The organism is Aeromonas sp. S9(2024) (assembly GCF_041403185.1).
Taxonomy (GTDB): domain Bacteria; phylum Pseudomonadota; class Gammaproteobacteria; order Enterobacterales; family Aeromonadaceae; genus Aeromonas; species Aeromonas enteropelogenes.
Map to the genome: position 1 here is coordinate 601736 of NZ_JBGLRE010000001.1, position 22948 is coordinate 624683.

Genomic DNA, 22948 nt, shown 5'->3' on the forward strand with positions numbered 1-22948 from the left:
GAATGAGACCATGAACAACACCCAAAGCAAACGTAAGCCTTACGTCCGCGAAATGAAGAAAGACTGGTGGCTGAAGAATGCCTTCTACACCGGTTACATGATCCGCGAGGGTACCAGTATCTTCGTCTCCATCTATGCCGTCGTGCTGATGTGGGGTCTGATGCGTCTGGTACAGGGTCAGGAAGCGTTCAACGGCTGGCTGGAATCCCTGCAAAGCCCGATCGCCATCCTGTTCCATGTGATTGCCCTGGCGGCCTGCCTGTTCCACGCCAAGACCTGGTTTGCCCTGGCGCCGAAAGCCATGCGCATCTTCCGGGGTGAAGACCTGGTGCCGGAGAAACCGATCGTTCTGGCCCAGTATGTGGCGCTGGCGGTGGTATCCCTGCTTGTCCTGATCATCGTGGCTTGAGGAGAAAACAATGAGACGTTCTGACGAACCAATTTACTGGGGTCTGTTTGGTGCAGGCGGCATGGTCGTCGCCATGCTGCTGCCGGTCATTGTCCTCATTACCGGTCTGCTGGTGCCCATGGGCATCATGGACGTGGAGACCATGAGCTACGATCGCGTGCACGCCTTCGCCAGCTCCTGGTGGGGTGCCTGCATCCTGCTGGTGATCATCGCCCTGCCCATCTGGCACGGCATGCACCGTATCTACCACGGTCTGCATGACCTCGGGATCCACACCACCAAGCTGCACCACTATGTGTTCTATGGCTTCGCCTTCCTGGTGTCCGCCATCACCATCGGTCTGCTGATGGTACTGGTATTCCAGTAATCACCACCGACTTGCATGACCAAACCGGGCCTCGCGCCCGGTTTTTTCTTTTCCGCCATCCGGCGCCCCTGTCATACCGCCCGCATAACACTGCCATTCAAAAATCCCTGCAAAAACCGGATTTTTATCCATCAAAGCAACGATCACCATCACATAAAACCACAACAAACACCAAAGACAGTGCGCCTGTTTGACCGCCATCAATTTACTGATAATTGCATCATTCATACTGCAAGCGATTAAATATTTATTCAGATGGAGCTAAATCATGACTGACAAATCACGCTCGGTAACGATAGGCAGTTACCTGGCACTGGCGTTCGCCATCGTCTTCTTTTCGGGACTGTTGCAGTCCAACCAGTGGTACGGAGTGTTCGACTTCACCACACTGAACGGTTCGTTCGGCACCATGGTACAGAGCGTCAGCGAGAACGGCGACGGCCTCAAGACTGCCATGACCGACATGCGCGGCAAGGGGGGCAACGGCGCCCGCGACGGCTTCCTGTTTGCCCTGACCCTGATCCCCACCGTGATGTTCGCCCTCGGCATGATCAATGTGCTGGAACACTACGGCGCCCTGGATGCCGCCCGCAAGCTGCTGACCCCGCTGCTGCGCCCGCTGATGGGGATCCCGGGCAACACGGGTCTGGCGCTGATCGCCTCCCTGCAGAGTACCGATGCCGGCGCCGCCATGACCCGCCAGCTCAAGGATGAAGGGCTCATCACCAAGCGCGAGACCGATGTCTTCACCATGTTCCAGTTCTCTGCCGGTGCCACCATAGTCAACTTCTTCTCCTCCGGCGCCGTGCTCTTCACCCTGACCCTGGCCGATGGCAGCCCGGCAGTCAGCTCCTCCATCGGTCTCGCCGTGGTGGTGATGTTTGCCTTCAAATTTGTCGGCGCCAACCTGTTTCGGGTCTACCTCAACCTGACCGAAGGCAAAAACAGCGACAACACCCAGCACGCCACGACCCCCAGCACCCAGGAGCAAGCCAAATGAGCCAGGCCAACGTCAAGAAGCCCATCGTCACCGATATCTTCGTCGAAGGGGCCAAAAAGGGATGGGTCATCGCCACCACCTCCACCGTCCCCAACGTGCTGATGGCCTTCGTCATCATCAAGGCGCTGCAGATCACCGGCGCCCTGGACGCCATGGGTGCCATCTTCTCCCCCATCATGGCGGTGTTCGGCCTGCCCGGTGAGGCAGCTGCCGTGCTGATCGGTGCCTGGATGTCCATGGGCGGCGCGGTCGGCGTGGTTATCACCCTGTTCGATCAGGGGATCCTCAACGGTACCCACATCGCCATCCTGGCCCCCGCCATCTACCTGATGGGCTCCCAGGTGCAGTACATGGGCCGCATCCTCGGCTGCATCGGCACCGAAGGGCGCTACATCCCCATCATGGTCGCCATCTCAGTGCTCAACGCCTTCGGCGCCATGCTGGTGATGAACATCCTTCTCTGACCCTTTTCGTACAACCACACAAGTGGAGCAACCGATGACTTTTTCTCTGGATGAATACCTGGCCGAGCTGGCCCCTCTCATCAACCTGGATTGCGGCTCATTGCACCAACCTGGCATAACCGCAGTGGCGGATCTGATGGCCGCCAAATACGAGGCCATGGGTGGCTGGCACATCAAGCGGGTCGACTGCGGGGTCGCTGGCGTGGGACTGGAAATTCGCAACCGGCCTGATGCCGAGCAGATCGATGTGATGTTGATTGGCCATATGGACACCGTCTTCCCCCTCGGCACCGCCGCCGCCCGCCCGATGAGCGTCGATGGCGAGCGGGCCTACGGTCCCGGCGTCTCCGACATGAAATCCGGCCTGCTCAACATCGTCTATGCTCTGCGGGCCCTGCCCCGCGAGGTGCGCGATAGCCTGAGCATCTGCGTCTGCATGAACCCGGACGAAGAGATTGGCTCCCTGCACTCCAGCGACTGGCTGGCCTCGGTGGCCAAACAGGCCCGTCAAGTGCTGGTGGCCGAAGCGGCCCGTGCCGACGGCTCTCTGGTCAAGGCGCGCAAGGGGATGGCCCGCTATCGCCTCGATTTCACCGGCAAAGCGGCCCACGCGGGCAACGAGCCGCAGAAGGGGCGCAGCGCCATCACCGAGCTGGGTCACTGGATCCTGGCCATCAATGCCCTCACCAACTTCGAGAGCGGCACCACCCTCAACATCGGCATCGTCGAGGGGGGCAATGGCGCCAACATAGTGCCGGCCCACGCCAGCGCCGTGGTGGACGTGCGCTTCTGGGACAACCAGGAGTACAGCCAGGTCAACGACCGGCTGCTGACCCTGGCCGAGCGCCCTCATCTGGAAGGGGTCACCATCAAGCTGACTCGCGAGGCCCACAAGCCGGCCATGGTGCCGTCAGAAGGAACCAAGGCCCTGATGGCCATCGTGGAGGAGTGTGGTCAAGAGCTGGGTCTGCCCATCCGCTGGCAAGAGGTCGGTGGCGGCTCGGATGCCAACCTGACCGCCGCCCTCGGCATTCCGACCCTGGATGGTCTGGGCCCTATCGGCGCCGGTTTCCACAGTGACGAGGAGTATCTGGATCTGGCGAGCATTGCTCCGCGCATCGAGCTGCTGGTGAAGGTACTGACCCGCCTGGCCGCGTGATATCCCCATCCATGACCAAGGCCAGCCGGTTTGCACCGGCTGGCCTTTTTTATATCCGGCGACGCCGTCACTCCAGCGGCGGCAGAAACTTCGCCATCACCTCGCGGGTATGCCCCTCCTCCTCAAAGGCCACCAGCGTCTGATCCAGCTGAGTAATGAGCTCCCGGGCCCGTGGCGATCCCTTGCTCACTATCAGATAGAACCCCTTGCGATTGGGTAGGCGCAGATGGGTCAAGCCGGGCTCGCTCTGGTAGATGCCAAGGCTGAGGCCGCTTAGCAGCGGCTCGACCGAATTTGGCAGAAAATCGCAGCGCCCCCGCGCCAGCAGGTCGAGTGCCTGCTGCAACCGCTTGACCCGCCGCAGCTTCTTGTTGATGCCATAGGGGGCATAGTTGTAGCCGAGCAGTCCGCACATCCGGCCGCGGCTGGCCACCTCCAGATCCGGTGCCTCGGGGAAGCGGCGCTTGAGATAAAAGAGGCCGAGACGGGTGTGATAGAGGGGAACACTGTAGTAAACATGGGCCGCCAGCTCCGGCTTGTAGCTGGCATCCCAGGTCAGCTCGCACAGGCCGTTTTGGTCATAGTCGACCAGTTCCTGCTTGACCCTGGCCCATGGCAGGTAGCGGATCTGGTGAGACAGGCCATTCTGGCGCAGGGCATCGAGCACCAGGGTCGCCGCCGCCCCGGTCAGCCGTTCGGGTTCCGGCACGCCGTTGTGGCGCACCCAATACGTGTAGGGAGGCCATTCACTGCCATTGCCGAGGCAGATCCGCACCGGCGCGTCACTCTCCTGTGCCGAGGCGACCGGCATCAGCATGGCAAGGATCACGCCCGACAGCAGCCAGAATCCCTTCATCCCTCTTCTCCCATGTGCCAATCCCCTGAGTGCAGAGCGTCTTTCCCTCTGCGCTCCCCTCACAGCCCCTGCTCCGGGCGCCATAGCGCCAACAGGGGGGGCGGAATATCGCCATAGGCCAGCGTCGGCGTCTGGTGCCACTGCGCCAGCTTTTGCAGCGCATTTGCCAACTCCCTTGCCAGGGTGCGAGTCACCCTGACCCCGGCCTCCAGATAGAGGTTCTTTATCTCGAAGATCCCCTGCTGGCGATGGGCCTTGGCATCCATCCTGCCCACCAGTTTGCCGCGATGCAGCAGCGGCAGCACGAAGTAGCCGTACTGGCGCTTGTGCGCCGGGGTATAGCACTCGATGCGGTAGTCGAACCCGAACAGCTCGCGGGCCCGCCTGCGATCCCACACCAGAGGATCAAAGGGCGACAGGGCCGTGGTATGGGTCGCCCTGAGGGTGCCCCCCTGCGCCTTGGCCAGCTCGTCAGCCTGCGAGGCGTGGACGAAGGCACCGTGTTGCCATCCCTCCACCCGCACCGGCAACAGCTCTCCTTCGTCGGCCAGTTGATGGAGCAGGGCATCGTATTTGCCGCGTCGCAGCCGATAGTAATCGGCCACCCAGTCAGCCTTGACCAGCCCCAGCGCCCGGCAGCTGGCACGTACCATCTCTCGCTGCGCTGTCTCCAAACTCGGCAGATCCCGCTCGTCGCACCAGCCGGGCATGACCCGCTCTGCCAAATCATAGACCCGCTGGAAGTTGCGCCGCTCGCGCACCATCAGGCGCCCCGCGGTGAAGAGCACCTCGAGATGGCGCTTCTCCGGCTTCCAATCCCACCAGCCGTTGCCCTTCTCCCCCTGGCGGGCAAAATCGGCCGCCCGCACCGGCCCCTGCTGGCGGATCTGCTCGAGTAGCCGGTCAATGTCCTGCTGATGGGTAGCGAGCCAGTGGGCCGAAAACTTCCAGCCCATGGCGGCAGGATCCAGCATGCGATGACGCAGCAGCCGGTAATCCTCGCGGGGAATGAAGCAGGCCTCATGGGCCCAGTATTCGAAAATGTCGCCGTCGGCCAGCAGTTGCTCGAGCCAGCCGGGTTCGTACTGTCCGAGCCGGCTGAACAACACCAGATAGGGGCTGCGCGCCACCACCGAGATGGTGTCTATCTGCAACAGCGCCATGCGGCGGATGGTAGCCAGCAGATCCGCCGGACGCGCCTTGCTACGGCGCGGGGCGAGCAGGCCCTGGGCTGCCAGTTGCAGATGACGGGCATCCTGCAACGACAGATGGGGAATGGACATGGATCACCGCTCCTTGGTATCAGATCATCAGCATGCCCAACTCATCGCCAAATGAAAATGGCGGGGTCAGGGTTTGGTGAACAGGGCCACATCGGCGTGGGGAAACTCAACCTCTGCCTGCCAGCTGACCGCCAGGGTGCGAAACGACGCTTCTGCAAAGAAGACGATGTGGGTCGGATCGTGGCGATAGCGCCAGGTTTTAAAGCGCTCGTCACCGAGCACCCGCTGGGTCTGCAACACCAGAATGCCGCCGGGCTTGAGGCAGCGCCACAGCAGATCCAGTGCAACCCGTGGCTCGGCGATGTGTTCGATCACCTCTGTGCTGGTGATAAAGTCATACTGTCTCGTCAACAACTCGGGCTCATCGGCATAGAACTTGTCGTAGCCCGCCATCTCAAAGCCCGCTTCCCGGCCCATGGCGATGAGCGCAGGCCCCGGGCCACAACCAAAATCGAGGCCGCTGGCAGGCGCTGGCACCCGGGCCAGCACCTCGCCAAAGGGCCGCATCAAAAAGGCACGATAACGGGGATCATCCACCCGGTTGTCATGGCCGTCATAGACCGCCTTCTCCCCCTCGGCATCCAGATGATCCGCCGCATCCAGCCAGACCAGCTCGCACCGCTCGCAGCGGTAATAACGCTTGCCCGCCACCGGCAGGGGGTAGGCCTGATGGCTGGCACACAGGGGGCAGCAGGGGGTGGATGACATGACGATACCTCTGGCAAGTGACAGCCGGGCAGATTGCCTGCCCGCCCCGCCGCTGGCAACTGTTTTATCGCCGCCACGCCACTGCATATCGAGGCCAGCAGCCCTTTGCCCACCGTCATGACTTCCATCCGGTCATGGCAACTTTTTGCGCCCCTTAAGGCTTTCTTAAGTTTGCCCTTTTAGGCTCAACTCATCGCAAGAGAAGGAGCATTCCATGACCACAGAGATCCAGGCACCCTACCGCTTGATGCTGGCCGACTCCCCGCAGCAGGTCATGGCGCTGCAGGCCTATATCCAGGCGGCCTACACCCAGGAATTCAACGCCCGCATTCCCCATTTCCTGCCCTGCCTGCTTGGACTCTACCGTGCCGACGGCGTGCTGGTCGGCGCCTGTGGTCTCAACCTGGCCAGCGCGGGTGCGCTCTATCTGGAGCAGTATCTGGAGCACCCCGTAGAGGCGGCCATCGAGACCCGCCTCGGGGTACGCCCGGAGCGCCAGCGCATCATAGAGGTGGGCAATCTGGCCTGCAGCGAGCCGGGCAATGCCCGCCTGATGTTTGCCGCGCTCTGTCGCCTGCTGTGCGACAACGCCCTCGACTACGTGGTGTTCACCGGCACCGCCAAGCTGCGCAACAGCTTTCATCGCCTGCGCCTCGATCCGGTGGAGCTGGCTCCCGCCCAGGCGCATCAGGTGGGCGAAGATGCCGCCGCCTGGGGGGAATACTACCGCTGCCAGCCCAGGGTGATGGTGGGTGACCTCAATCAGGGGCGCGAGGTGCTCGCCCAAAGCAGCCTGCTGCTCAACCTGCTGGCCCCCATGCCCGCCCTGTTCGACGACTCCCGAGAGGCCTGCCGTATGGCTCGTGATAAAAGGTGCGCCCAATGACGCTGTTTGATGCCATCGCCAGCACGGCGAAGCAGAACCCGACACAGCCGGCCCTGATGGATAGCCGGCAGCAGCTGGATTACCGCCAGCTGTGGCAGCAGATCCTGCGCCTGGCCGACGAGTTGCAACAGGCGCAGATCCGGCGCCTGGCCCTGCAACTGGACAACGGCCTGCCCTGGGCGCTGATCGATCTGGCCTGCACCCGGGCGGGAATCGTGGTGATCCCCGTCCCCCACTTCTTCAGCCTGGCCCAGCAGGCGTGGTTGCTCGAGAGCAGCGGCGCCGATGCTCTGGTGGGCCCGTCCCATCCTGACTGGCACCCGGCCGCCCCCCTTGTGCTGACGGTGACCTCCCTCGCCGACGGTACGCCCGGCGAGCTGACCGTCCCCCTGTGGCGGCATGTCCCGCTCAACCCGCCGGCCCTGCCCGCAGGCACCGCCAAGATCACCTACACCTCGGGCACCACGGGGCAACCCAAGGGGGTCTGCCTCTCCCTGGCCCGGATGATGACGGTCTGCCAGTCACTGGCAGAGCGGGTCGCCCCGGCCCGGGTGGAGCAGCACCTCACCCTGTTGCCACTGGCAACCCTGCTCGAGAACCTGACCGGCCTCTACGTGCCCCTGCTGACCGGTGCCTGCAGCCGCATCCCGTCACTCGGGGAGATCGGCTTCTCCGGCTCCAGTGCCCTCAACCCGGCCATGCTGGCCCAGGCGCTGCTGCGCTGGCCCAGCCACAGCCTGGTGCTGGTGCCCGAGCTGCTGCGCCTGCTGCTGGTGCTGGCCGGCAACAACCCGGCGCTGCTTCGCCAGTTGCAGGGGCTGCGTTTTATCGCCGTCGGGGGTGGCAAGGTGGCCCCCGAGCTGATCGCTCGCGCCCGCGCCGCCGGTCTGCCCGTCTATGAAGGGTATGGCCTCTCCGAATGCTGCTCCGTGGTGGCGCTCAACAACCCGCAGTCGGACAGGCCCGGCAGCGTCGGTCGCCCCCTGCCTCACTGCCGGGTCACCATCGCCGGAGATGGCGAGATCCTGGTGAGCGGCAACGCCATGCTGGGCTATCTCGGCCATGGAGATGCCGCCCACGATGAGGCCGCCACCATCGCCACCGGCGATCTCGGCTACCTGGATGAGGATGGCTACCTGCACATCACCGGGCGCAAGAAGAATGTCCAGATCACCGCCTTTGGTCGCAACTTCTCCCCCGAGTGGGTAGAGGCCGAGGCCCAGCTCTGCCCCGCCATCGCCCGCATCGTGGTCTTTGGCGACGGCCAGCCGGCCAACGTGGCGCTGATCCAGCCCCTGCCCGGCAGCGAAGGGGATCTGCCCCGCCAGATCGCACAGCTGAACAGCCGGCTGCCCGACTACGCCCGCCTGCATCACTGGTTGCCGGTAGCGCTGGATCAGTCCCCCGAGCTGCTGACCGCCAACGGCCGGCCCCGTCGCAACGAGATTTATCAACACTTTTCCCGGCAGATCAGCCAGTGCCTCAGCGAAGGCCTCACAGGAGAATCAGCATGAGCTTCTACCAGACCCTGCAACAAGCCACTTCCCAGGAGCGCGAGCACCTGTTCAATGCGCCCATCATCGAGGCTTGCCGCCGTGGCGACATCCAGCGCGAGACCTATCTCGCCTTCCTGACCGAAGCCTATTACCACGTGCGCCACACGGTTCCCCTGCTGATGGCAACCGGTGGCAAGCTGGGTCAGGAGTACGAGTGGGTGCGCGCGGCCATCAAGGAGTACATAGAGGAGGAGTACGGCCATCAGGAGTGGATCTTAAGCGACATCCGCGCCTGCGGCGGGGATGCCGAGGCGGTGCGCCACGGCCAGCCCGGTCTGCCCATCGAGCTGATGGTGGCCTTCCTCTACGACCAGATCCAGCGGGGCAATCCCATGGGCTTCTTCGGCATGGTGCAGGTGCTGGAGGGAACCAGCGTCGCCATCGCCCTGACGGTGGCGGATCAGATCAAGAGCGGGCTGGGGCTGCCTCCCCAGGCGATGAGCTACCTGAGCTCCCATGGTGCCCTGGATCAGGAGCATCTCAAGTTCTTCGAATCCCTGATGAACCGGGTGGAGAACCCTGCCGACCAGGCCGCCATCATCCATGCCGCCCGCGTGGTCTACCGCCTCTATGGCGAGATGCTCTACAACCTGACCGCCCGGGCGTGAACCGCCCACAGTGAAGGAAGCACATACCATGCAACTTGAAGGGAAACGCGTGCTGCTCACCGGAGCCAGTGGCGGCATAGGGGAAGAGCTGGCGCAGGAGCTGGCGGCCCAGGGGGCCCATCTGCTGTTAAACGGACGACGAGGTCCGGCACTGGAGCGGCTGCGAAAGTCCCTGCCCCATCCGGAGCTCCACCAGGTGCTGATCGCCGATCTGGGATCGTCCCAGGAGCGGGCCAGGTTGCTGCAGCATCCCCTGCTGGAAGAGGGGATCGACGTCTTGATCAACAACGCAGGCTGCAACCAGTTTGCCTGGCTCGAGGATCAGAGCAGCGAACAGGTGGAGCGTCAGCTGCGGCTCAACATCGAGGCCCCCATCCAGCTGACCCGGACCCTGCTCCCGCAGATGCGCAAACCCGGCATCATCATGAACGTGGGGTCGAGTTTTGGCAGCATCGGCTACCCCGGCTACAGCGTCTACTGCGCCAGCAAGTTCGCCCTGCGTGGTTTTAGCGAGGCGCTGGGACGGGAGCTGGAGGGAAGCGGCATCAAGGTGCTCCACTTTGCACCCCGAGCCACCCGCACCCGTCTCAACTCGGAGGCCGCCTACGAGATGAACGCCGAGCTCGGCACCCACACCGACAGCCCCCAGGAGGTGGCCGAAGAGGCGGTTATCGCCCTGTGCAACGAGACCCGCCGCCGCTGGCTCGGCTGGCCGGAGCAGCTGTTCGTGCGTCTCAACGCCTTGCTGCCCGGCATCGTCGACAAGGCGCTGGCCAAGCAGCTGCCCATCATCGAACGCTATGCCCGGCATCTGCCGCACGAGGCGCTGCCCCATTCCATCCCGACCAAGAAGGAGTCCTGATATGACCCGGATTGCTTGCAAATACGGCGTCCTCGCCATCCTGCTGGGGGCCGCCGGCGCCCAGGCGGCAGACGATGCCCTGATCCCCATCCAGCAGCAATGGGCCGTCTGCCAGTACCAGCAGGTCGACAAGGCCAAGGAGCGCTGCCTGGAGACCCTGAGCGGCCAGGCCGAACAGGCCAGTGCCAAGGAGCCCTTTCGCACCGATCTGCTGATCTGGTCGGCCATCGTCAAGAGCACCTGGGCCGGCGCCAAGGGCGGCCTGGGGGCGCTCGGGCTGGTGAAAGAGGCCAAGGCCAAGCTGGAGCTGGCCCTCAAGCAGGATCCCAAGGCCCTCGACGGCTCGGCTTACACCAGCCTGGGCTCCCTCTACTATCAGGTGCCCGGCTGGCCGGTCGGCTTTGGCGATGACGAAAAAGCGGAGCAGCTGCTCAAGCAGGCGCTCGTCATTAACCCCACCGGCATCGACCCCAACTTCTTCTATGGCGACTTCCTGCTCGATCAGGGGCGCAAGGCAGAAGCGAAAACCTATCTGGACAAGGCGCTGGCCGCCCCAGCCCGCCCGGGGCGCGAGCTGGCCGACGAGGGGCGCCGCAGCGAAATTCGCGAACGCCTCACCAAGCTGTAAAAAGCCAGCCTGATCAGACAGCTATTTAAACTCTGCCCACCAGCTTGCATACTGGTGGGCAGAGTCGTTTATGTCGTAAAGCCGGACTACCGGCTTGTTCCCTGACGTGATGGAGAGAGAGATGCGCATCCTGCTGGTAGAAGATGACGTGATGCTGGGCGATGGCATGCAGGATGCCCTGCGCCACAGCGGATACACGGTGGACTGGTTGCAGCAGGGGTTGCCCGCCCTGGCGGCCCTCAAGAGCGACGAATTTGCCGCCCTCATCCTCGACCTCAACCTGCCGGACATCGACGGCCTCAGCCTGCTGCGCAAGCTGCGCCGGGAGGGGCACCAGCTGCCGGTGCTGATCCTCACCGCCCGCGATGCCCTCGACGATCGGGTGATCGGGCTGGATGCAGGCTCCGATGACTACATGGTCAAGCCCTTTGCCCTGCAGGAGCTCAACGCCCGCCTGCGTGCCCTGGTGCGCCGCAGCAAGGGGCAGGCCCAGGCGATGGTGGAGTATGGCGACATCCTCATCTATCCCGAATCCCAGCAGGTCACCTATCAGGGGGAAGCGGTCAAGCTCACTCCCCACGAGTACAAACTGCTACTGGAGCTGCTCAGCCAAAGCGGCCGGGTGCTGAGCAAGGAGCAGTTGCAGCAGAGTCTCTATGGCTGGGATGAGGGGGCCGAGAGCAACGCGGTGGAGGTTCACATCCACCACCTGCGCAAGAAGTTTTACAGCGACCTTATCCGCAACATCCGCGGGGTCGGCTACATCATTCCCCAGCTCGATCAGGCAGGACGGACCCAGGCACGATGAGACGCTCGAGCTCCATTCGCCGCTTTCTGCTCACCGGCATCCTGACCCTGGTGAGCGCGAGCCTCACCATCAGCACCTTCATCGGCTACATGGAGGCAAGCCACGAGATGGAGGAGCTGTTCGACGCTCGTCTTGCCCAGTCGGCCCGCATCACCAACAAGCTGCTGGCCCGCTACATGGCACAGGAGGGGCCGCTCCCCCTGGATGGCACCATCTATCAGGAGTGGGAGCAGCAAAATCCCGATGGCTGGCAGAAAGACAAGAGCCTCAATATCACCGGTGAGGACAGGGAGATCACCCCCTATGGTCACGAGTTCGAACGCAACCTCTACTTTCAGCTGCTGAACGAGCAGGGAAATCTGCTGCTGAGCTCCCCTAGCGCCCCGCGCCAGCCGCTGGTCACTCTGACCCGCGGCTTCGATACGGTGGAAAAGGATCACCACCATTGGCGCACCTTCACCCTCTACAACGAGGAGGAGCGAACCTGGCTGGTTGTGGCGGAGCGGGATGACGAGCGGAGCGAGCTGGCCAGCAAGATGGCGACCCTCGCCATGCTGCCGCTGCTCATCACCCTGCCCTTCCTGCTGGGGTTGCTGTGGTGGCTGATCACCCATGGCCTGGCCCCCTTGCGTCAGCTGGCCCAGGCCATCAGCGAGCGCCACCCCGCCAACCTGACTCCCCTCAACCTCAAGGCGGACGCTCAGGAGCTGACGCCGCTGGTCAACGAGATAAACCGCCTGATGCAGGCGCTGGCCGAAACCCTGGAGCGGGAGAAACAGTTCACCAACGAAGCGGCCCACGAGCTGCGCACCCCGCTGGCGGTGCTCAGGATCCACAGCGAAAACGCCCTGGCGGCGGACGATGAGGAGAGCCGCCGCCAGTCGCTGCACAAGATGCTGCAGGCGCTGGATCGCAGCGATCGCCTGATCCGCCAACTGTTGACCCAGGCGCGCATCGACAACCAGCAGGAGGTCGTGCTGGTCGAACTGGAGATCGGCCACCTGCTGCAAGGTACCCTGGCGACCCTGGCCCCCATCGCCCTGCAAAAGGATCAGCAATTGTCGCTCGAGAGCGATACGCCACTGCGGGTAATGGGACAGGCCACCCTGCTCGAGCTGCTGTTTGGCAACCTCATCGACAATGCCCTGCGCTACACCCAGCCAGGTGGCGAGATCCGGGTGCAGGTGCGGCGGGAAGGCAGCCGGGTGAGAGTGGATGTGAGCGACAACGGGCCCGGCATTCCGGACCACGCCCTGTCACGGCTGTGCGAGCGCTTCTATCGGGTCAATCCCCAGCAGGGGGACGGAGTCGGCCTTGGCATGGCCATCGTCTCGCGCATCGCCCAGCTGCATGGTGCCGATCTCGATGTACACAACCTGCCGGACAGGGGTCTGGAAGTGAGTCTCTGGCTGCCGCTGTCGGCCAGCGCCAAATAAATTACTCGGTAGATAAACAGAGGGGCCGCTTGCTGCGGCCCCTCTGTTTGGCTGTACATCTGTTTGGCTGCACATCGGCAGCGCAGATTTAGCGACAATCCGGCTGGCGAGTGAAGGTGCGACCTGCATCCACCGGCCCCATCTCTTCCAGCATACGGCGCCCCAGCAGCACCGGATAGATCATCTTGCTGCGATCCCGCAGGGTAAACCAACCCTCATAGACCCGGCTCCCCACACAGACGGACATGGTCACGACCGGCCGCTTCTGTTTCTCCTTGCCCCCGGCGCCGCGCACCGTCACGTGACGTTCCACCGGCCGTTCAAACTGCCGGGAGACCTGTTTGTCGCTGTCGGCATCGGTCACTCGCAGCCAGAAGCGTACCCAGGGTTTGCCATCGCGCGTGAATTGCTCCAGATCCTGAGCATCCATTGAAGAGGTGCGCGCCCCCGTATCCAGCTTCATCTTGACTGCCACTCCGGTGGGGAGGATCAGCCCCTTCTCCACCCAGCCATACCCTTCCTGCAGCGCCGCCAGTGCGCTGCCGCAGAGGGCCAATATCAGTGCCGTGCCTGCTATCCACTTGCTCATACCACAACCTCAGCCGTCTCATCTTCACAAGGTGAGGCCCAGACTTATCACACTGTCTTGCGAGGGAACATCGCTTTGTGCCGGGCGGTAGCCCAGGAGGGCGGAGGGGGATGACGAGGCGACAACCAATGTCTGGCGACGGGAAATGGCGGGGGAAGAGAAACACCGGGTTAGCCTTGGATGAAACCATCGGCCAACCTCAGGTTGTGACGCCAAAGGCTACCACAACAGTTGGTGAAATATCAGTCTTGTTCCGGGGGGATTTTTGCCTACACTGTTGTAAACCGGAGGCCCTGAAAACCCCCGGTTTTTTTGTGCCTGCCGAAAATTTGCCACTGCAACAGTGACGCATCACTCAAGGCTCAATAAGGAATTTGCAATGCGTATCGAAGAAGACTTGAAGCTCGGTTTCAAGGATGTCCTGTTTCGCCCCAAGCGCTCTACTCTCAAGAGCCGTTCCCAAGTCAGCCTGACCCGTCAGTTCACCTTCAAGCACACCCGGACCCAATGGCAAGGGGTGCCCGTCATCGCCGCCAACATGGATACCGTCGGCAGCTTCGCCATGGCCCGCGCCTTGGCCGGTTTCGAGATGATGACGGCGGTGCACAAACACTACAGCCTCAAGCAGTGGCAAACCTTCGTCAATGAGACCGACCCTGCCCTGCTGGGTCATGTGATGGTATCGACCGGCACGTCGGACGAAGACTTCGTCAAGACCCGCCAGATCCTCGCCATGTCCGAGGCGCTGCGCTTCATTTGCGTGGACGTGGCCAACGGCTACTCCCAGCACTTCGTCGAGTTCCTGCGCAAAATCCGTGAGGCCTGCCCCAATCACGTCATCCTGGCGGGCAACGTGGTGACCGGCGAGATGGTGGAGGAGCTGATCCTCTCCGGCGCCGACATCGTCAAGGTAGGCATTGGCCCGGGCTCGGTCTGCACTACCCGGGTCAAGACCGGTGTCGGCTATCCCCAGCTCTCCGCCATCATCGAATGTGCCGATGCCGCCCACGGCCTTGGTGGCCAGATCGTCGGCGACGGCGGCTGTACCTGCCCGGGGGATGTGGCCAAAGCCTTCGGCGGCGGCGCCGACTTCGTGATGCTGGGGGGCATGCTGGCGGCCCATGAGGAGTGCGGCGGCGAAATCATCGACGTGGATGGCGAGCCCTTCATGAAGTTCTACGGCATGAGCTCGTCGAGTGCCATGGACAAGCACGCCGGCGGCGTCGCCGAGTACCGTGCCTCCGAGGGCAAGACGGTGCTGCTGCCCTATCGCGGCCCGGTGGAGAATGCCGTGCGCGATATCCTGGGGGGCGTGCGCTCCACCTGTACTTATGTCGGTGCCAGCCAGCTGAAAGAATTGACCAAGCGCACCACCTTTATCCGGGTGCGCGAGCAGGAGAACAACGTCTACGGCAAGGAGTGATCCGCCAGACTACCTGCGACCTGCTGACGATTAGAAGCCAGTCCACCGGTGTGCTACCCTGCGCACCGGTTTTTTTGCATCTGGATCCCCGATATGACAAGCCCCCTGCCCCGGTTCGACTGGGATATCTTCTGCTGCGTAGTGGACAACTTCGGTGACATCGGCGTCACCTGGCGACTCGCCCGGCAGCTGGAGCAGGAGGGGCATGGTGCGGTGCGGCTCTGGGTGGACGATCTGGCCAGCTTCGCCCGCATCTGCCTGGGGCTCAACCCCGAGCTGGACTGCCAGTGGGTCGAGGGTATCCATATCCAGCACTGGCATGAAACCCTGCCCGCCGACATCACCCCGGCCAGGGTCGTCATCGAGGCCTTTGCCTGCGAGCTGCCCTCCCCCTTTGTCGAACGCATGGCCGAGCAGAGCCCGCCCCCCTGCTGGATCAATCTGGAGTACCTCTCGGCCGAGAGTTGGGTCGAGGATTGCCACGGCCTCGCCTCCCCCCAGCGGGTGTGCAACCGGAGCCTCGACAAATACTTCTTCTTCCCGGGTTTTAGCGCCAGAACCGGCGGCCTGCTCTGCGAGCGGGCACTGCTGGCCGAGCGGGATCGCTGGCAACAGGATGAAACTGGCCTTGCCGCCTACTGGGCGAGCCTGGGCCTGCCGCCCAAACAAGAGAACGAGCTGAGAGTCAGCCTCTTTACCTACGAGAGCGAGGCGCTGACCAGTCTGGTCGAGAGCTGGTGCCAGGGCACCACGCCGGTCACCTTGCTGCTTCCATTGGGGCGCTCATTGCACGACGTACTGCGTGGCGCAGGTTTGGAAGATGCCATCCCTACGGCCAGGGCAGGCGATCTGCTCCATTCGGGCAACCTCGCCATCAAGCTGCTGCCGATGACGGATCAGGCCGGCTACGATCGGCTGCTGTGGAGCTGCGATCTCAATCTGGTGCGCGGGGAAGACTCCTTCGTGCGCGCCCAGTGGGCCGCCCGCCCCTTCCTGTGGCACATCTACCAGCAGGAGGAAGAGGCCCATCTGATCAAGCTGGAGCACTTCCTCGACCACTATCTGGCGGACTTGCCCGCCGAGTGCGGTCAGTGGCTGCGCGACTTCAATTTCGCCCTCAATCGGGGCGAGGATTGCCGCGCATTCTGGGCTAACTGGCCACGCTATAGCGCCATTTGGCAGCAACATGGGCGAAGCTGGTCACAGAAGTTGCAGCACGATGGGGATCTCGTCACACGATTGGTGAAATTTCTGGAAAGCCGTATATAATCTGGCAGTTTTTATCCGTCCGTTTCACGAACAGGAATTTTTTACATGAAAACCGCACAGGAAATCCGCGCTGGTAACGTAGTCATGATCGGCAGCGAGCCGATGGTGGTCCAGAAGGCTGAATTCAACAAATCCGGCCGTAACTCCGCCGTGGTCAAAATGAAGCTGAAGGGTCTGCTGAACGGCAGCGCCACCGAGACCGTCTTCAAGGCCGATGACAAGCTGGACGTGGTTCAGCTGGAACGTAAAGAGTGCACCTACTCCTACTTCTCCGACCCCCTGTATGTCTTTATGGACACCGAGTACAACCAGTACGACGTAGAGAAAGACAACCTGGGTGACGTGCTGAACTACCTGGTAGACGGCATGGAAGACATCTGCGAAGTGACTTTCTACAACGAGAAAGCCATCTCCGTAGAACTGCCGACCACCATCGTTCGCGAAGTGGAATACACCGAGCCGGCTGCCCGTGGCGACACCTCCGGTAAAGTGACCAAGCCTGCCCGTCTGAAAGGCACTACCTACGAGCTGTCTGTGGCAGCCTTCGTAGAGATCGGTGACAAGATCGAAATCGATACCCGCACCGGTGAATTCAAGCGTCGCGTCAACTAAGTTGACCCCTTGAACAGGATGCAAAAAAGCGAGCCACTGGCTCGCTTTTTTATTGCTCCTTGCTCGCACCTTCAGAAAATGACGCCGTGGCCGCTAACCCAGATAACCGAGGGAGCACACTATGGCCAGATTATCCTTATCACTGCTGTTACTGACGATGCTGGCCAGCCATGGCGCGCAAGCCATTGAGGTCGCGCCGCCCGCCCCCGTCGATCACTGGCAGGAGAGCGACTGGCAAGGGCTGCCTGACGTCACCCGCATCGACAAGCAGACGGTGCTGTTTGCCAAGCACGACAGCGAAAACTATCTGGGGCTCGCTATCTTGCTGCCGGACTGGCAACGCAGCGGCCAACTATGGCAACTCACCCGGGATCTTCGCCTGCTGGGCTTCGATACTTTGCTGCTGCTCCCCTCTCCCGAGCAGGCCGAGCTCGACCCGGCCGCCGAGAAGAAAGCGAAAAACAGCGACGCCTTTCGCAAGCAGTTTGCCGAGCGGATCAGCAAGCTGGCCGAGGCCAAGCTGCAGGATGGCGGCTTCAAGCTGATATTGGCCCAGGGCACAGGGGCTGCCTGGACCACCAACCTCATCGCCAGCGAGCAGTTGCCCGCCCCCGATGCGCTGGTACTGCTTGACGGCTTCTTCCCCGATCAACAGAGCAACCAGACCCTGGCCAAGCAGGTGGCCCAAGCCACCATCCCCACCCTGGATCTCTATCAGGAAGAGGGCGGCAGATGGCCGCAGCTCGCGGCGGCAGAGCGCCTTAGCGAGACCCGTCGCAGCCACAAGCTCAACTATCGCCCCTACGCCCTGATGGAACTGGCGGAGACGCCAACCCGCATTCAGGGCTGGCTCAACCACCTGGGCTGGCTCTGATCCAGCCCTGCCCCTGCACGCCAAAGCGCGGGCACGGTCACATCTGCCGCAGAAAGCCCTCCTTCGCGCCCCGCGACACTGGCTCTGGCTGCATTCTCTTTGGCATCATGACCGTTCGGCCCCGTTCATGGTAGGAAGGACCATGCAGCAGATTGTGTTTCTCGACAGCGATACCCTGGATGCAGGCATCACCCTGCACCATCCCGACTTCCCCCATCACTGGCAGAGCTATCCGAGTACGACGCCAGAGCAGGTGGTCGAGCGGCTCCAGGACGCCAGCATCGCCATCATCAACAAGGTGCGCATCGGGGCCGGGGAACTGGCCAGGCTGCCCCAACTCAAGCTCATCGCGCTGGCGGCCACCGGCAGCGACAACGTGGATCTGGAGGCCTGCCGCGCCGCCAACGTCGGCGTCTGCAACATCCGCAACTACTCGGGTCCCTCGGTGCCGGAACACGCCATGGCACTGATGCTGGCCCTGTCGCGCAACCTGTTTGCCTGGCGCCAGTCGCTGCTGGAGGGACGCTGGCAGCAGAGCGGCCAGTTCTGCTTCTTCGATCACCCCATTGCGGATCTGCATGGCAAGCGGCTTGGCATCATTGGCAAGGGAACGCTCGGCCAGGCGCTGGGCGAGCGGGCAAAAGGGATAGGCATGGAGGTACGTTACGCCCAGAGCCAGATCGGAGGCAACGCGGATGACGACCGGCTGCCGCTGGATGACCTGCTGCAAAGCTCGGATGTGGTGAGCCTGCACTGCCCGCTCACCCCCTATACCCGCAACCTCATCGGCGAGCGGGAACTGGGGCTGATGAAACCGGGCGCCTTGCTGATCAACGTGGGACGCGGCGGTCTGGTGGATGAAGCCGCCCTGTTGCGGGCGCTGGCCAACGGCCGTCTCGGCGGCGCCGGATTCGATGTGGCGAGCGTCGAGCCGCCGCCCCCCGATCACCCCCTGATGCAGGCCCTGCAATATCCCAACTTCATCCTGACCCCCCATGTGGCCTGGGCCAGCGAGGAGTCGATGCAGCGCCTCGCGGACCAGCTGATCGACAACATCAATGCCTTCGCCGCCGGGCGGCGCCAACACCGGCTGGTGTGAGCCAGAAACAGAAACGGGGCCTGCAGGCCCCGTCTTCATTCACACGCACCGGAGGGCATCAATCATCGTCGTCATCGTGCCATCTGTGTTTCTTGTGCTTCTTGTGTTTCTTGTAGTAGTGGCGGTGATGATGATCATCGTCGTCGTAATAACGATCCCGGCTCTTGTGGCCATCCCCCGTCTTGGCACCGATGGCCGAGCCACTGGCACCGCCCACCCCAGCCCCGATCAGCCGACCGGTATCACCGCCGACACTCTTGCCGATGGCGGCGCCACCGAGCGCTCCGACGGCGCCGCCGAGGGCGGCTTCATTCTTGTTGCCTCTGTTGGCTGTTGCTGCACCACCGGCCGCACCGCCAATGGCGGCCCCCACCAGTGCCCCGGTGTCGCCACCGAGCTCCTTGCCGATCATGGTGCCCGCCACGCCGCCGGCACCGCCCCCCAGGATGGTATTGAGCGTCTCGGAAGCGTGTGCCACCGAACTTCCCAACAACAAGCCACCCAACAGAGCCAGGGCACTCAGGCCACGCTTGTTCATCCCCATGGATACTCCTGTCAACGCTGATTAATTTTCCCGAACTATACGATTTACGACAGGATGTGCCAGTGTCGCAGGAGAGCGACAGGTGCCTCTCTTGCACTGGATAATGAATTTATAATCCATTGAATTTAAATCAAAAAACAACTTTATCAGAAAGCTGGCAAGAGGTTGGGGGCAAGGTCCCCCGACAGGCAGGGAGCATTTAGCCATCATCGCTCGGACAGAATTTGTCAGTACTATCCGCGTTACTCTGCTCATTTTGGATCTGTGCTGACAGGGACCAGCGATCACGCCCCAGCCGCTTGCTCTGGTAGAGGTACTCATCGGCCCGCTCGAACAGGTTGTGGTGCACCTCCGGATAGTGGACTCCCCCTGCGCTCAGGGTGACGGCGATCCGCTTCTCGCGCCACTGCTGATTGCGCACCCGGATGAACAGCCGCCGCAATCTCTCCTCCAGATCAGCCCGTTCCATGGTCAGCAAGGCGGCAAACTCGTCCCCGCCAAAACGATAGACATTCCCCTCGCCCAACTGCTCTGCCAACAGAGCCGCTATCCGGCGCAACACCTGATCGCCGCAGGCATGACCATGGGAGTCGTTGATGTTCTTGAAAAAATCTACATCGAGCAGGAGCAGCCAATGAGGCATCCCCTCTTTCAGCAGGGTTTGCTGCCTGGCATCGAACGCCCGACGGTTCATGATCCCGGTGAGAGGGTCGTGGTGCAGGGCATCCTGTCCGCGCAGCAGATTGGCCCTGACCAGATCCACCTTGGAGAGGCTGTCATCGACAAACCAGGTCTTGTGACCGGGGAAGCGCCGGCCACTCTGGACATCCCGGGAGATCTCGCTGAGGGAGCCGGCCACCAGACGCTGCTCCAGCCGGAAGATCCTGACCAGCACGAGCAGGCTCAGCAGCCAGATGACGGCAAGCAGCAGCTGGGGCAACACCAGCATCCGCAGATCTTCCCCGAGGATGGCGCGAAAGAGGGGGGCAGAGAGATAGATATGCAGATCCCATCCTATGTCCTGCAAGGGATGGGTGAGATGCACCCCGTTGCCAAGCACGCCGAAGCCCGGCCAGCTCCAGATGCCCTCGGGCTTCTCCCCGCGCCGGGCAAGCAAGTCGAGGTTGCTGGCAACGATGACATCATCATCGCCGGCAGGGGTCAGATAGATGGCCACCGCCTGCTCATCGCCCAGGGAGTTTTGCAGCGCCCGCTGCAGGGATGCAAACTGCATGTCGACCATCAGCAGTCCCAGCAGGCGATCCTCCTTGTCCATGACCCGTTTGACCAGAGTGAGGGTCTGGACCCTGGTGTCATATTCCGGATAGGGGCCCAGCCATAATGGCTCTTCCCCGGCCTGGGTGACTGCGGCATACCAGGGTCGCTCGGTGGCCTTGAATTGCGGCGGACGCTCCCAGGCGGGATAGGTATCGATGCGATCATGGCGCAGATTATAGAAATAGATGAAGTGATCATCGGGCTGGATCCGGTGCGCTATGGTCCAGTAAGGGTTCAGGGCCGACTCGCCACGGGCGATCGCCTCCCTGTCCAGCGAATCGTCGAGCACCGTAATCTGGCGCTCACTGACCTGTATCATCTCATGGATCAGGGTGGCTTCGATGGAGGCGGCGATGCGGTCATAGCTGGCGATCGTCCTGTCGATATCGCGCAGCAACCCCTGCACGCCCAATATCAGTGTCGTGATGAGCACCAGGCCACCCAGCAGCAGGGTCATGGGTACCAGCAGGTAATACCGTTTGCAGGGAGGAGCGAGACTCACACATGTACCTCTGGATGACCATGGAGAGACCCTCATTCTAAAAGCAATAAATACAATCAATCATTGACCGGCATCAGCATTCCACTCTAAATAACAGTGAAATCAACAGTTGCCTAACGCAATGATTATTCTATGCTTTTATGGATTCTTTCGCAGCCATCTCCATACACCGCCATGGCCAAAGTCGCCATCAGGAGTCTCTCATGGAAGAGATAAAACCCTCGTACATAGACGTACTCCGCGCCCCTCCCTGCGCCTTCTTGTGTATGGCCACCCTGATATGCCTCTTTTCACTGGCCGGGATCTTCACCCGCCCTCCCGACATGCTGGCCGCCTTCTGGCCCGCCAACGCCGTGTTCCTCGGCATCATGATCCGCTACCCCATTCTGGCTTCCCCCGCCGGCTGGCTGGGCGGAATAGCCGGTTATCTGCTGGCTGCTCTCTTCACCGATGACTCGCTGCTGAAAACCGGCCTGCTGACCCTGGGCAACCTGGTGGGCGTCGGTGTCGGCTATCTGCTCTACCGACGACTGGGCAGGGATAATGTGCGCCTCAGGCACCCCAACGCCATCGTTTACCTGCTGCTGATCAGCATGGCCGCCTCGTTTGCCGCCGGGCTGGTCGGCGCCCTGATCAACCCCATCCTGTTCAATGGCCGCTCGTTGCACGGACTGGGTTTCTGGTTTGCAAGCGAACTGGTCAACTACATGGCCTTGCTGCCGGTGCTCCTGACGCTGCCCCATGCCGGCGCGATACGAACCTGGTTCAAGGCGCTGTGGTTGCCACACGTCTCCTGGGCAAGAGTGCTGCCCTTGCTGATGTTTATCTGCTCCCTGTTGCTGGCGGAGATCGTCTCGGGCCCGGGCTCCCTCGCCTTCCCGGTCCCTGCCCTGCTGTGGTGCGCCGTCAGCTATTCGCTCTTTACCACCACCCTGCTGTCGCTCGGCTTTACAACCCTGACCCTGCTTGCCATCTCCAGCGGTTATCTCGTCATCAACCACGACGCCCAGACCCAGTACTGGATGTTCTCGGTGCGGATCGGGATCATGCTGATCGGCCTCACCCCTCTCACGGCAGCCAGCATCATGGCGACCCGCAACATCCTGCTGCGCCAGATGGAGTACATGGCCCACCACGATCACCTGACCGGCGCCCTCAATCGTGCGGGCTTCTGGCCGAGCGCCCAACAAATGCTGGCACAGCTGGATCAGCAACATAAGCCGGTCGCCGTCTGCATGCTGGATCTGGACAACTTCAAGCAACTCAATGACAACCACGGCCATGAGGCGGGGGACCGTGCGCTCAAGGCATTCACCATGGCCATCAGCCAGGGGATGCCCGGCAGCACTCTGCTCGGACGGCTCGGTGGCGAGGAGTTTGCGCTGCTGCTGCCCGATGTGCCGCCGTCCCAGGCCTGGGAGCTGGTCGATCGGCTGCGAAGCGAGGTGGCGCAGTTGCAAGTCATTGACGAGGCCATGCGCCCCGTCACGATCACGGTCAGCATAGGGCTCGCCTATCGCGAGCCCGGCCATCTCAACCTGGAACAGCTGCTCTCCCACGCCGATGCGGCGCTCTATCGCGCCAAGCACAACGGCCGCAACCGGGTAGAGTGGTATCAGGACACGACCTGCAGTCAGGAGTATGGCCGCTGAGCCGGGCAAAACCCGGCACCCCCGCAGGTAATATCGCGAGTTGGGAAGCCCGAAGCTCATGAGCTCTCCGCAAACT

At 62.4% G+C, this 22948-nt stretch carries 25 protein-coding genes; 18 read left to right on the forward strand and 7 right to left on the reverse strand.

Annotated features, from left to right (window positions below; all coding sequences use genetic code 11):
• The first annotated feature begins 10 nt into the window (after positions 1–10).
• Both ACB028_RS02740 and frdD read left to right on the forward strand, forming a co-directional pair.
• Positions 11–409, forward strand: coding sequence for a fumarate reductase (locus ACB028_RS02740; RefSeq protein WP_026457018.1), 399 nt, complete (start codon positions 11–13; stop codon positions 407–409).
• A gap of 10 nt (positions 410–419) precedes the next feature.
• Complete coding sequence (frdD, locus tag ACB028_RS02745; RefSeq protein WP_026457019.1) at positions 420–776, forward strand: fumarate reductase subunit FrdD; 357 nt, start codon at positions 420–422, stop codon at positions 774–776.
• Here frdD and ACB028_RS02750 read toward each other — a convergent pair whose 3' ends face one another.
• Positions 777–1004 (reverse strand): hypothetical protein, encoded by a 228-nt coding sequence (locus tag ACB028_RS02750; protein ID WP_371143430.1) that lies wholly within the window; start codon positions 1002–1004, stop codon positions 777–779.
• Between the two features lie 40 nt (positions 1005–1044).
• Here ACB028_RS02750 and ACB028_RS02755 point away from each other — a divergent pair, with 40 nt between their 5' ends.
• From ACB028_RS02755 to ACB028_RS02765, 3 genes are read left to right on the forward strand one after another with little or no spacing between them, the layout of a single operon-like run.
• Entirely contained in the window at positions 1045–1776 is a 732-nt protein-coding gene (locus ACB028_RS02755; protein WP_042025688.1) for a nucleoside recognition domain-containing protein, read from the forward strand.
• The gene (locus tag ACB028_RS02760) at positions 1773–2240 is read left to right on the forward strand and encodes a YjiG family protein (protein ID WP_026457021.1); all 468 of its coding nucleotides are present in this window, start codon (positions 1773–1775) and stop codon (positions 2238–2240) included. Before ACB028_RS02755 ends, ACB028_RS02760 begins: the two co-directional genes overlap by 4 nt.
• A gap of 34 nt (positions 2241–2274) precedes the next feature.
• On the forward strand, positions 2275–3399 hold the full coding sequence (locus ACB028_RS02765; RefSeq protein ID WP_371143431.1) for a M20 family metallopeptidase: 1125 nt from the start codon (positions 2275–2277) through the stop codon (positions 3397–3399).
• Positions 3400–3466: 67 nt separating this feature from the next.
• Here the strand turns inward: ACB028_RS02765 and ACB028_RS02770 are convergent, their stop codons facing one another.
• The 3 genes from ACB028_RS02770 to ACB028_RS02780 all read right to left on the reverse strand — a co-directional run bounded on the left by ACB028_RS02770 (position 3467) and on the right by ACB028_RS02780 (position 6246).
• Positions 3467–4255, reverse strand: a complete 789-nt coding sequence (locus ACB028_RS02770) for a hypothetical protein (RefSeq protein WP_371143432.1) — start codon at positions 4253–4255, stop codon at positions 3467–3469.
• Between the two features lie 59 nt (positions 4256–4314).
• Positions 4315–5538, reverse strand: a complete 1224-nt coding sequence (locus ACB028_RS02775; RefSeq protein WP_371143433.1) for a winged helix-turn-helix domain-containing protein — start codon at positions 5536–5538, stop codon at positions 4315–4317.
• Between the two features lie 66 nt (positions 5539–5604).
• Entirely contained in the window at positions 5605–6246 is a 642-nt protein-coding gene (locus tag ACB028_RS02780; RefSeq protein WP_371143434.1) for a class I SAM-dependent methyltransferase, read from the reverse strand.
• Positions 6247–6460: 214 nt separating this feature from the next.
• Here ACB028_RS02780 and ACB028_RS02785 point away from each other — a divergent pair, with 214 nt between their 5' ends.
• The 7 genes from ACB028_RS02785 to ACB028_RS02815 all read left to right on the forward strand — a co-directional run bounded on the left by ACB028_RS02785 (position 6461) and on the right by ACB028_RS02815 (position 13030).
• Positions 6461–7132 (forward strand): thermostable hemolysin, encoded by a 672-nt coding sequence (locus tag ACB028_RS02785; protein WP_061475613.1) that lies wholly within the window; start codon positions 6461–6463, stop codon positions 7130–7132.
• Positions 7129–8646 carry an AMP-dependent synthetase/ligase gene (locus tag ACB028_RS02790; RefSeq protein WP_371143435.1) on the forward strand — a complete coding sequence of 506 codons (1518 nt, stop codon included), beginning with the start codon at positions 7129–7131 and terminating at the stop codon, positions 8644–8646. Before ACB028_RS02785 ends, ACB028_RS02790 begins: the two co-directional genes overlap by 4 nt.
• Positions 8643–9296 (forward strand): TenA family transcriptional regulator, encoded by a 654-nt coding sequence (locus ACB028_RS02795; protein ID WP_026457851.1) that lies wholly within the window; start codon positions 8643–8645, stop codon positions 9294–9296. The genes ACB028_RS02790 and ACB028_RS02795 overlap by 4 nt, the downstream gene beginning before the upstream one ends.
• Before the next feature lie 28 nt (positions 9297–9324).
• Positions 9325–10158 carry an SDR family oxidoreductase gene (locus ACB028_RS02800; RefSeq protein WP_371143436.1) on the forward strand — a complete coding sequence of 278 codons (834 nt, stop codon included), beginning with the start codon at positions 9325–9327 and terminating at the stop codon, positions 10156–10158.
• Between the two features lies 1 nt (position 10159).
• Positions 10160–10786 carry a tetratricopeptide repeat protein gene (locus ACB028_RS02805; protein ID WP_371143437.1) on the forward strand — a complete coding sequence of 209 codons (627 nt, stop codon included), beginning with the start codon at positions 10160–10162 and terminating at the stop codon, positions 10784–10786.
• Positions 10787–10907: 121 nt separating this feature from the next.
• Positions 10908–11594, forward strand: coding sequence for a response regulator (locus ACB028_RS02810; protein WP_026457848.1), 687 nt, complete (start codon positions 10908–10910; stop codon positions 11592–11594).
• Positions 11591–13030 carry an ATP-binding protein gene (locus tag ACB028_RS02815; RefSeq protein WP_224211208.1) on the forward strand — a complete coding sequence of 480 codons (1440 nt, stop codon included), beginning with the start codon at positions 11591–11593 and terminating at the stop codon, positions 13028–13030. The genes ACB028_RS02810 and ACB028_RS02815 overlap by 4 nt, the downstream gene beginning before the upstream one ends.
• Positions 13031–13118: 88 nt before the next feature.
• Here the strand turns inward: ACB028_RS02815 and ACB028_RS02820 are convergent, their stop codons facing one another.
• Positions 13119–13619, reverse strand: coding sequence for an ATP-dependent zinc protease (locus tag ACB028_RS02820; protein WP_371143438.1), 501 nt, complete (start codon positions 13617–13619; stop codon positions 13119–13121).
• A 379-nt stretch (positions 13620–13998) separates the two neighbouring features.
• Between ACB028_RS02820 and ACB028_RS02825 the strand changes: the two genes are divergently transcribed.
• The 5 genes from ACB028_RS02825 to ACB028_RS02845 all read left to right on the forward strand — a co-directional run bounded on the left by ACB028_RS02825 (position 13999) and on the right by ACB028_RS02845 (position 18896).
• Positions 13999–15042 (forward strand): GMP reductase, encoded by a 1044-nt coding sequence (locus tag ACB028_RS02825; protein ID WP_371143439.1) that lies wholly within the window; start codon positions 13999–14001, stop codon positions 15040–15042.
• A 93-nt stretch (positions 15043–15135) separates the two neighbouring features.
• On the forward strand, positions 15136–16311 hold the full coding sequence (earP, locus tag ACB028_RS02830) for an elongation factor P maturation arginine rhamnosyltransferase EarP (RefSeq protein WP_371143440.1): 1176 nt from the start codon (positions 15136–15138) through the stop codon (positions 16309–16311).
• Between the two features lie 45 nt (positions 16312–16356).
• The gene (gene efp / locus ACB028_RS02835; protein ID WP_026457209.1) at positions 16357–16923 is read left to right on the forward strand and encodes an elongation factor P; all 567 of its coding nucleotides are present in this window, start codon (positions 16357–16359) and stop codon (positions 16921–16923) included.
• A 121-nt stretch (positions 16924–17044) separates the two neighbouring features.
• Entirely contained in the window at positions 17045–17797 is a 753-nt protein-coding gene (locus ACB028_RS02840) for a DUF3530 family protein (protein WP_124239546.1), read from the forward strand.
• Between the two features lie 142 nt (positions 17798–17939).
• Entirely contained in the window at positions 17940–18896 is a 957-nt protein-coding gene (locus ACB028_RS02845) for a D-2-hydroxyacid dehydrogenase (protein ID WP_371143441.1), read from the forward strand.
• A gap of 58 nt (positions 18897–18954) precedes the next feature.
• Here ACB028_RS02845 and ACB028_RS02850 read toward each other — a convergent pair whose 3' ends face one another.
• Together ACB028_RS02850 and ACB028_RS02855 are read right to left on the reverse strand one after the other, a co-directional pair.
• Positions 18955–19440: a glycine zipper domain-containing protein gene (locus tag ACB028_RS02850; RefSeq protein ID WP_371143442.1), complete on the reverse strand. Its 486-nt coding sequence runs from the start codon at positions 19438–19440 to the stop codon at positions 18955–18957.
• A gap of 199 nt (positions 19441–19639) precedes the next feature.
• A complete protein-coding gene (locus ACB028_RS02855) occupies positions 19640–21220 on the reverse strand; it encodes a diguanylate cyclase domain-containing protein (RefSeq protein ID WP_371143443.1) in 1581 nt (526 codons plus the stop codon).
• Between the two features lie 203 nt (positions 21221–21423).
• Between ACB028_RS02855 and ACB028_RS02860 the strand changes: the two genes are divergently transcribed.
• On the forward strand, positions 21424–22872 hold the full coding sequence (locus ACB028_RS02860) for a diguanylate cyclase (RefSeq protein ID WP_371143444.1): 1449 nt from the start codon (positions 21424–21426) through the stop codon (positions 22870–22872).
• The last annotated feature ends 76 nt before the right edge of the window (positions 22873–22948 follow it).

Bases quoted from the DNA above. Each gene is read 5' to 3' on its own strand.
- ACB028_RS02740 (WP_026457018.1), top strand. From the start codon at position 11: ATGAACAACACCCAAAGCAAACGTAAGCCTTACGTCCGCGAAATGAAG.
- frdD (WP_026457019.1), top strand. From the start codon at position 420: ATGAGACGTTCTGACGAACCAATTTACTGGGGTCTGTTTGGTGCAGGC.
- ACB028_RS02750 (WP_371143430.1), bottom strand. From the start codon at position 1,004: ATGAATGATGCAATTATCAGTAAATTGATGGCGGTCAAACAGGCGCAC.
- ACB028_RS02755 (WP_042025688.1), top strand. From the start codon at position 1,045: ATGACTGACAAATCACGCTCGGTAACGATAGGCAGTTACCTGGCACTG.
- ACB028_RS02760 (WP_026457021.1), top strand. From the start codon at position 1,773: ATGAGCCAGGCCAACGTCAAGAAGCCCATCGTCACCGATATCTTCGTC.
- ACB028_RS02765 (WP_371143431.1), top strand. From the start codon at position 2,275: ATGACTTTTTCTCTGGATGAATACCTGGCCGAGCTGGCCCCTCTCATC.
- ACB028_RS02770 (WP_371143432.1), bottom strand. From the start codon at position 4,255: ATGAAGGGATTCTGGCTGCTGTCGGGCGTGATCCTTGCCATGCTGATG.
- ACB028_RS02775 (WP_371143433.1), bottom strand. From the start codon at position 5,538: ATGTCCATTCCCCATCTGTCGTTGCAGGATGCCCGTCATCTGCAACTG.
- ACB028_RS02780 (WP_371143434.1), bottom strand. From the start codon at position 6,246: ATGTCATCCACCCCCTGCTGCCCCCTGTGTGCCAGCCATCAGGCCTAC.
- ACB028_RS02785 (WP_061475613.1), top strand. From the start codon at position 6,461: ATGACCACAGAGATCCAGGCACCCTACCGCTTGATGCTGGCCGACTCC.
- ACB028_RS02790 (WP_371143435.1), top strand. From the start codon at position 7,129: ATGACGCTGTTTGATGCCATCGCCAGCACGGCGAAGCAGAACCCGACA.
- ACB028_RS02795 (WP_026457851.1), top strand. From the start codon at position 8,643: ATGAGCTTCTACCAGACCCTGCAACAAGCCACTTCCCAGGAGCGCGAG.
- ACB028_RS02800 (WP_371143436.1), top strand. From the start codon at position 9,325: ATGCAACTTGAAGGGAAACGCGTGCTGCTCACCGGAGCCAGTGGCGGC.
- ACB028_RS02805 (WP_371143437.1), top strand. From the start codon at position 10,160: ATGACCCGGATTGCTTGCAAATACGGCGTCCTCGCCATCCTGCTGGGG.
- ACB028_RS02810 (WP_026457848.1), top strand. From the start codon at position 10,908: ATGCGCATCCTGCTGGTAGAAGATGACGTGATGCTGGGCGATGGCATG.
- ACB028_RS02815 (WP_224211208.1), top strand. From the start codon at position 11,591: ATGAGACGCTCGAGCTCCATTCGCCGCTTTCTGCTCACCGGCATCCTG.
- ACB028_RS02820 (WP_371143438.1), bottom strand. From the start codon at position 13,619: ATGAGCAAGTGGATAGCAGGCACGGCACTGATATTGGCCCTCTGCGGC.
- ACB028_RS02825 (WP_371143439.1), top strand. From the start codon at position 13,999: ATGCGTATCGAAGAAGACTTGAAGCTCGGTTTCAAGGATGTCCTGTTT.
- earP (WP_371143440.1), top strand. From the start codon at position 15,136: ATGACAAGCCCCCTGCCCCGGTTCGACTGGGATATCTTCTGCTGCGTA.
- efp (WP_026457209.1), top strand. From the start codon at position 16,357: ATGAAAACCGCACAGGAAATCCGCGCTGGTAACGTAGTCATGATCGGC.
- ACB028_RS02840 (WP_124239546.1), top strand. From the start codon at position 17,045: ATGGCCAGATTATCCTTATCACTGCTGTTACTGACGATGCTGGCCAGC.
- ACB028_RS02845 (WP_371143441.1), top strand. From the start codon at position 17,940: ATGCAGCAGATTGTGTTTCTCGACAGCGATACCCTGGATGCAGGCATC.
- ACB028_RS02850 (WP_371143442.1), bottom strand. From the start codon at position 19,440: ATGGGGATGAACAAGCGTGGCCTGAGTGCCCTGGCTCTGTTGGGTGGC.
- ACB028_RS02860 (WP_371143444.1), top strand. From the start codon at position 21,424: ATGGAAGAGATAAAACCCTCGTACATAGACGTACTCCGCGCCCCTCCC.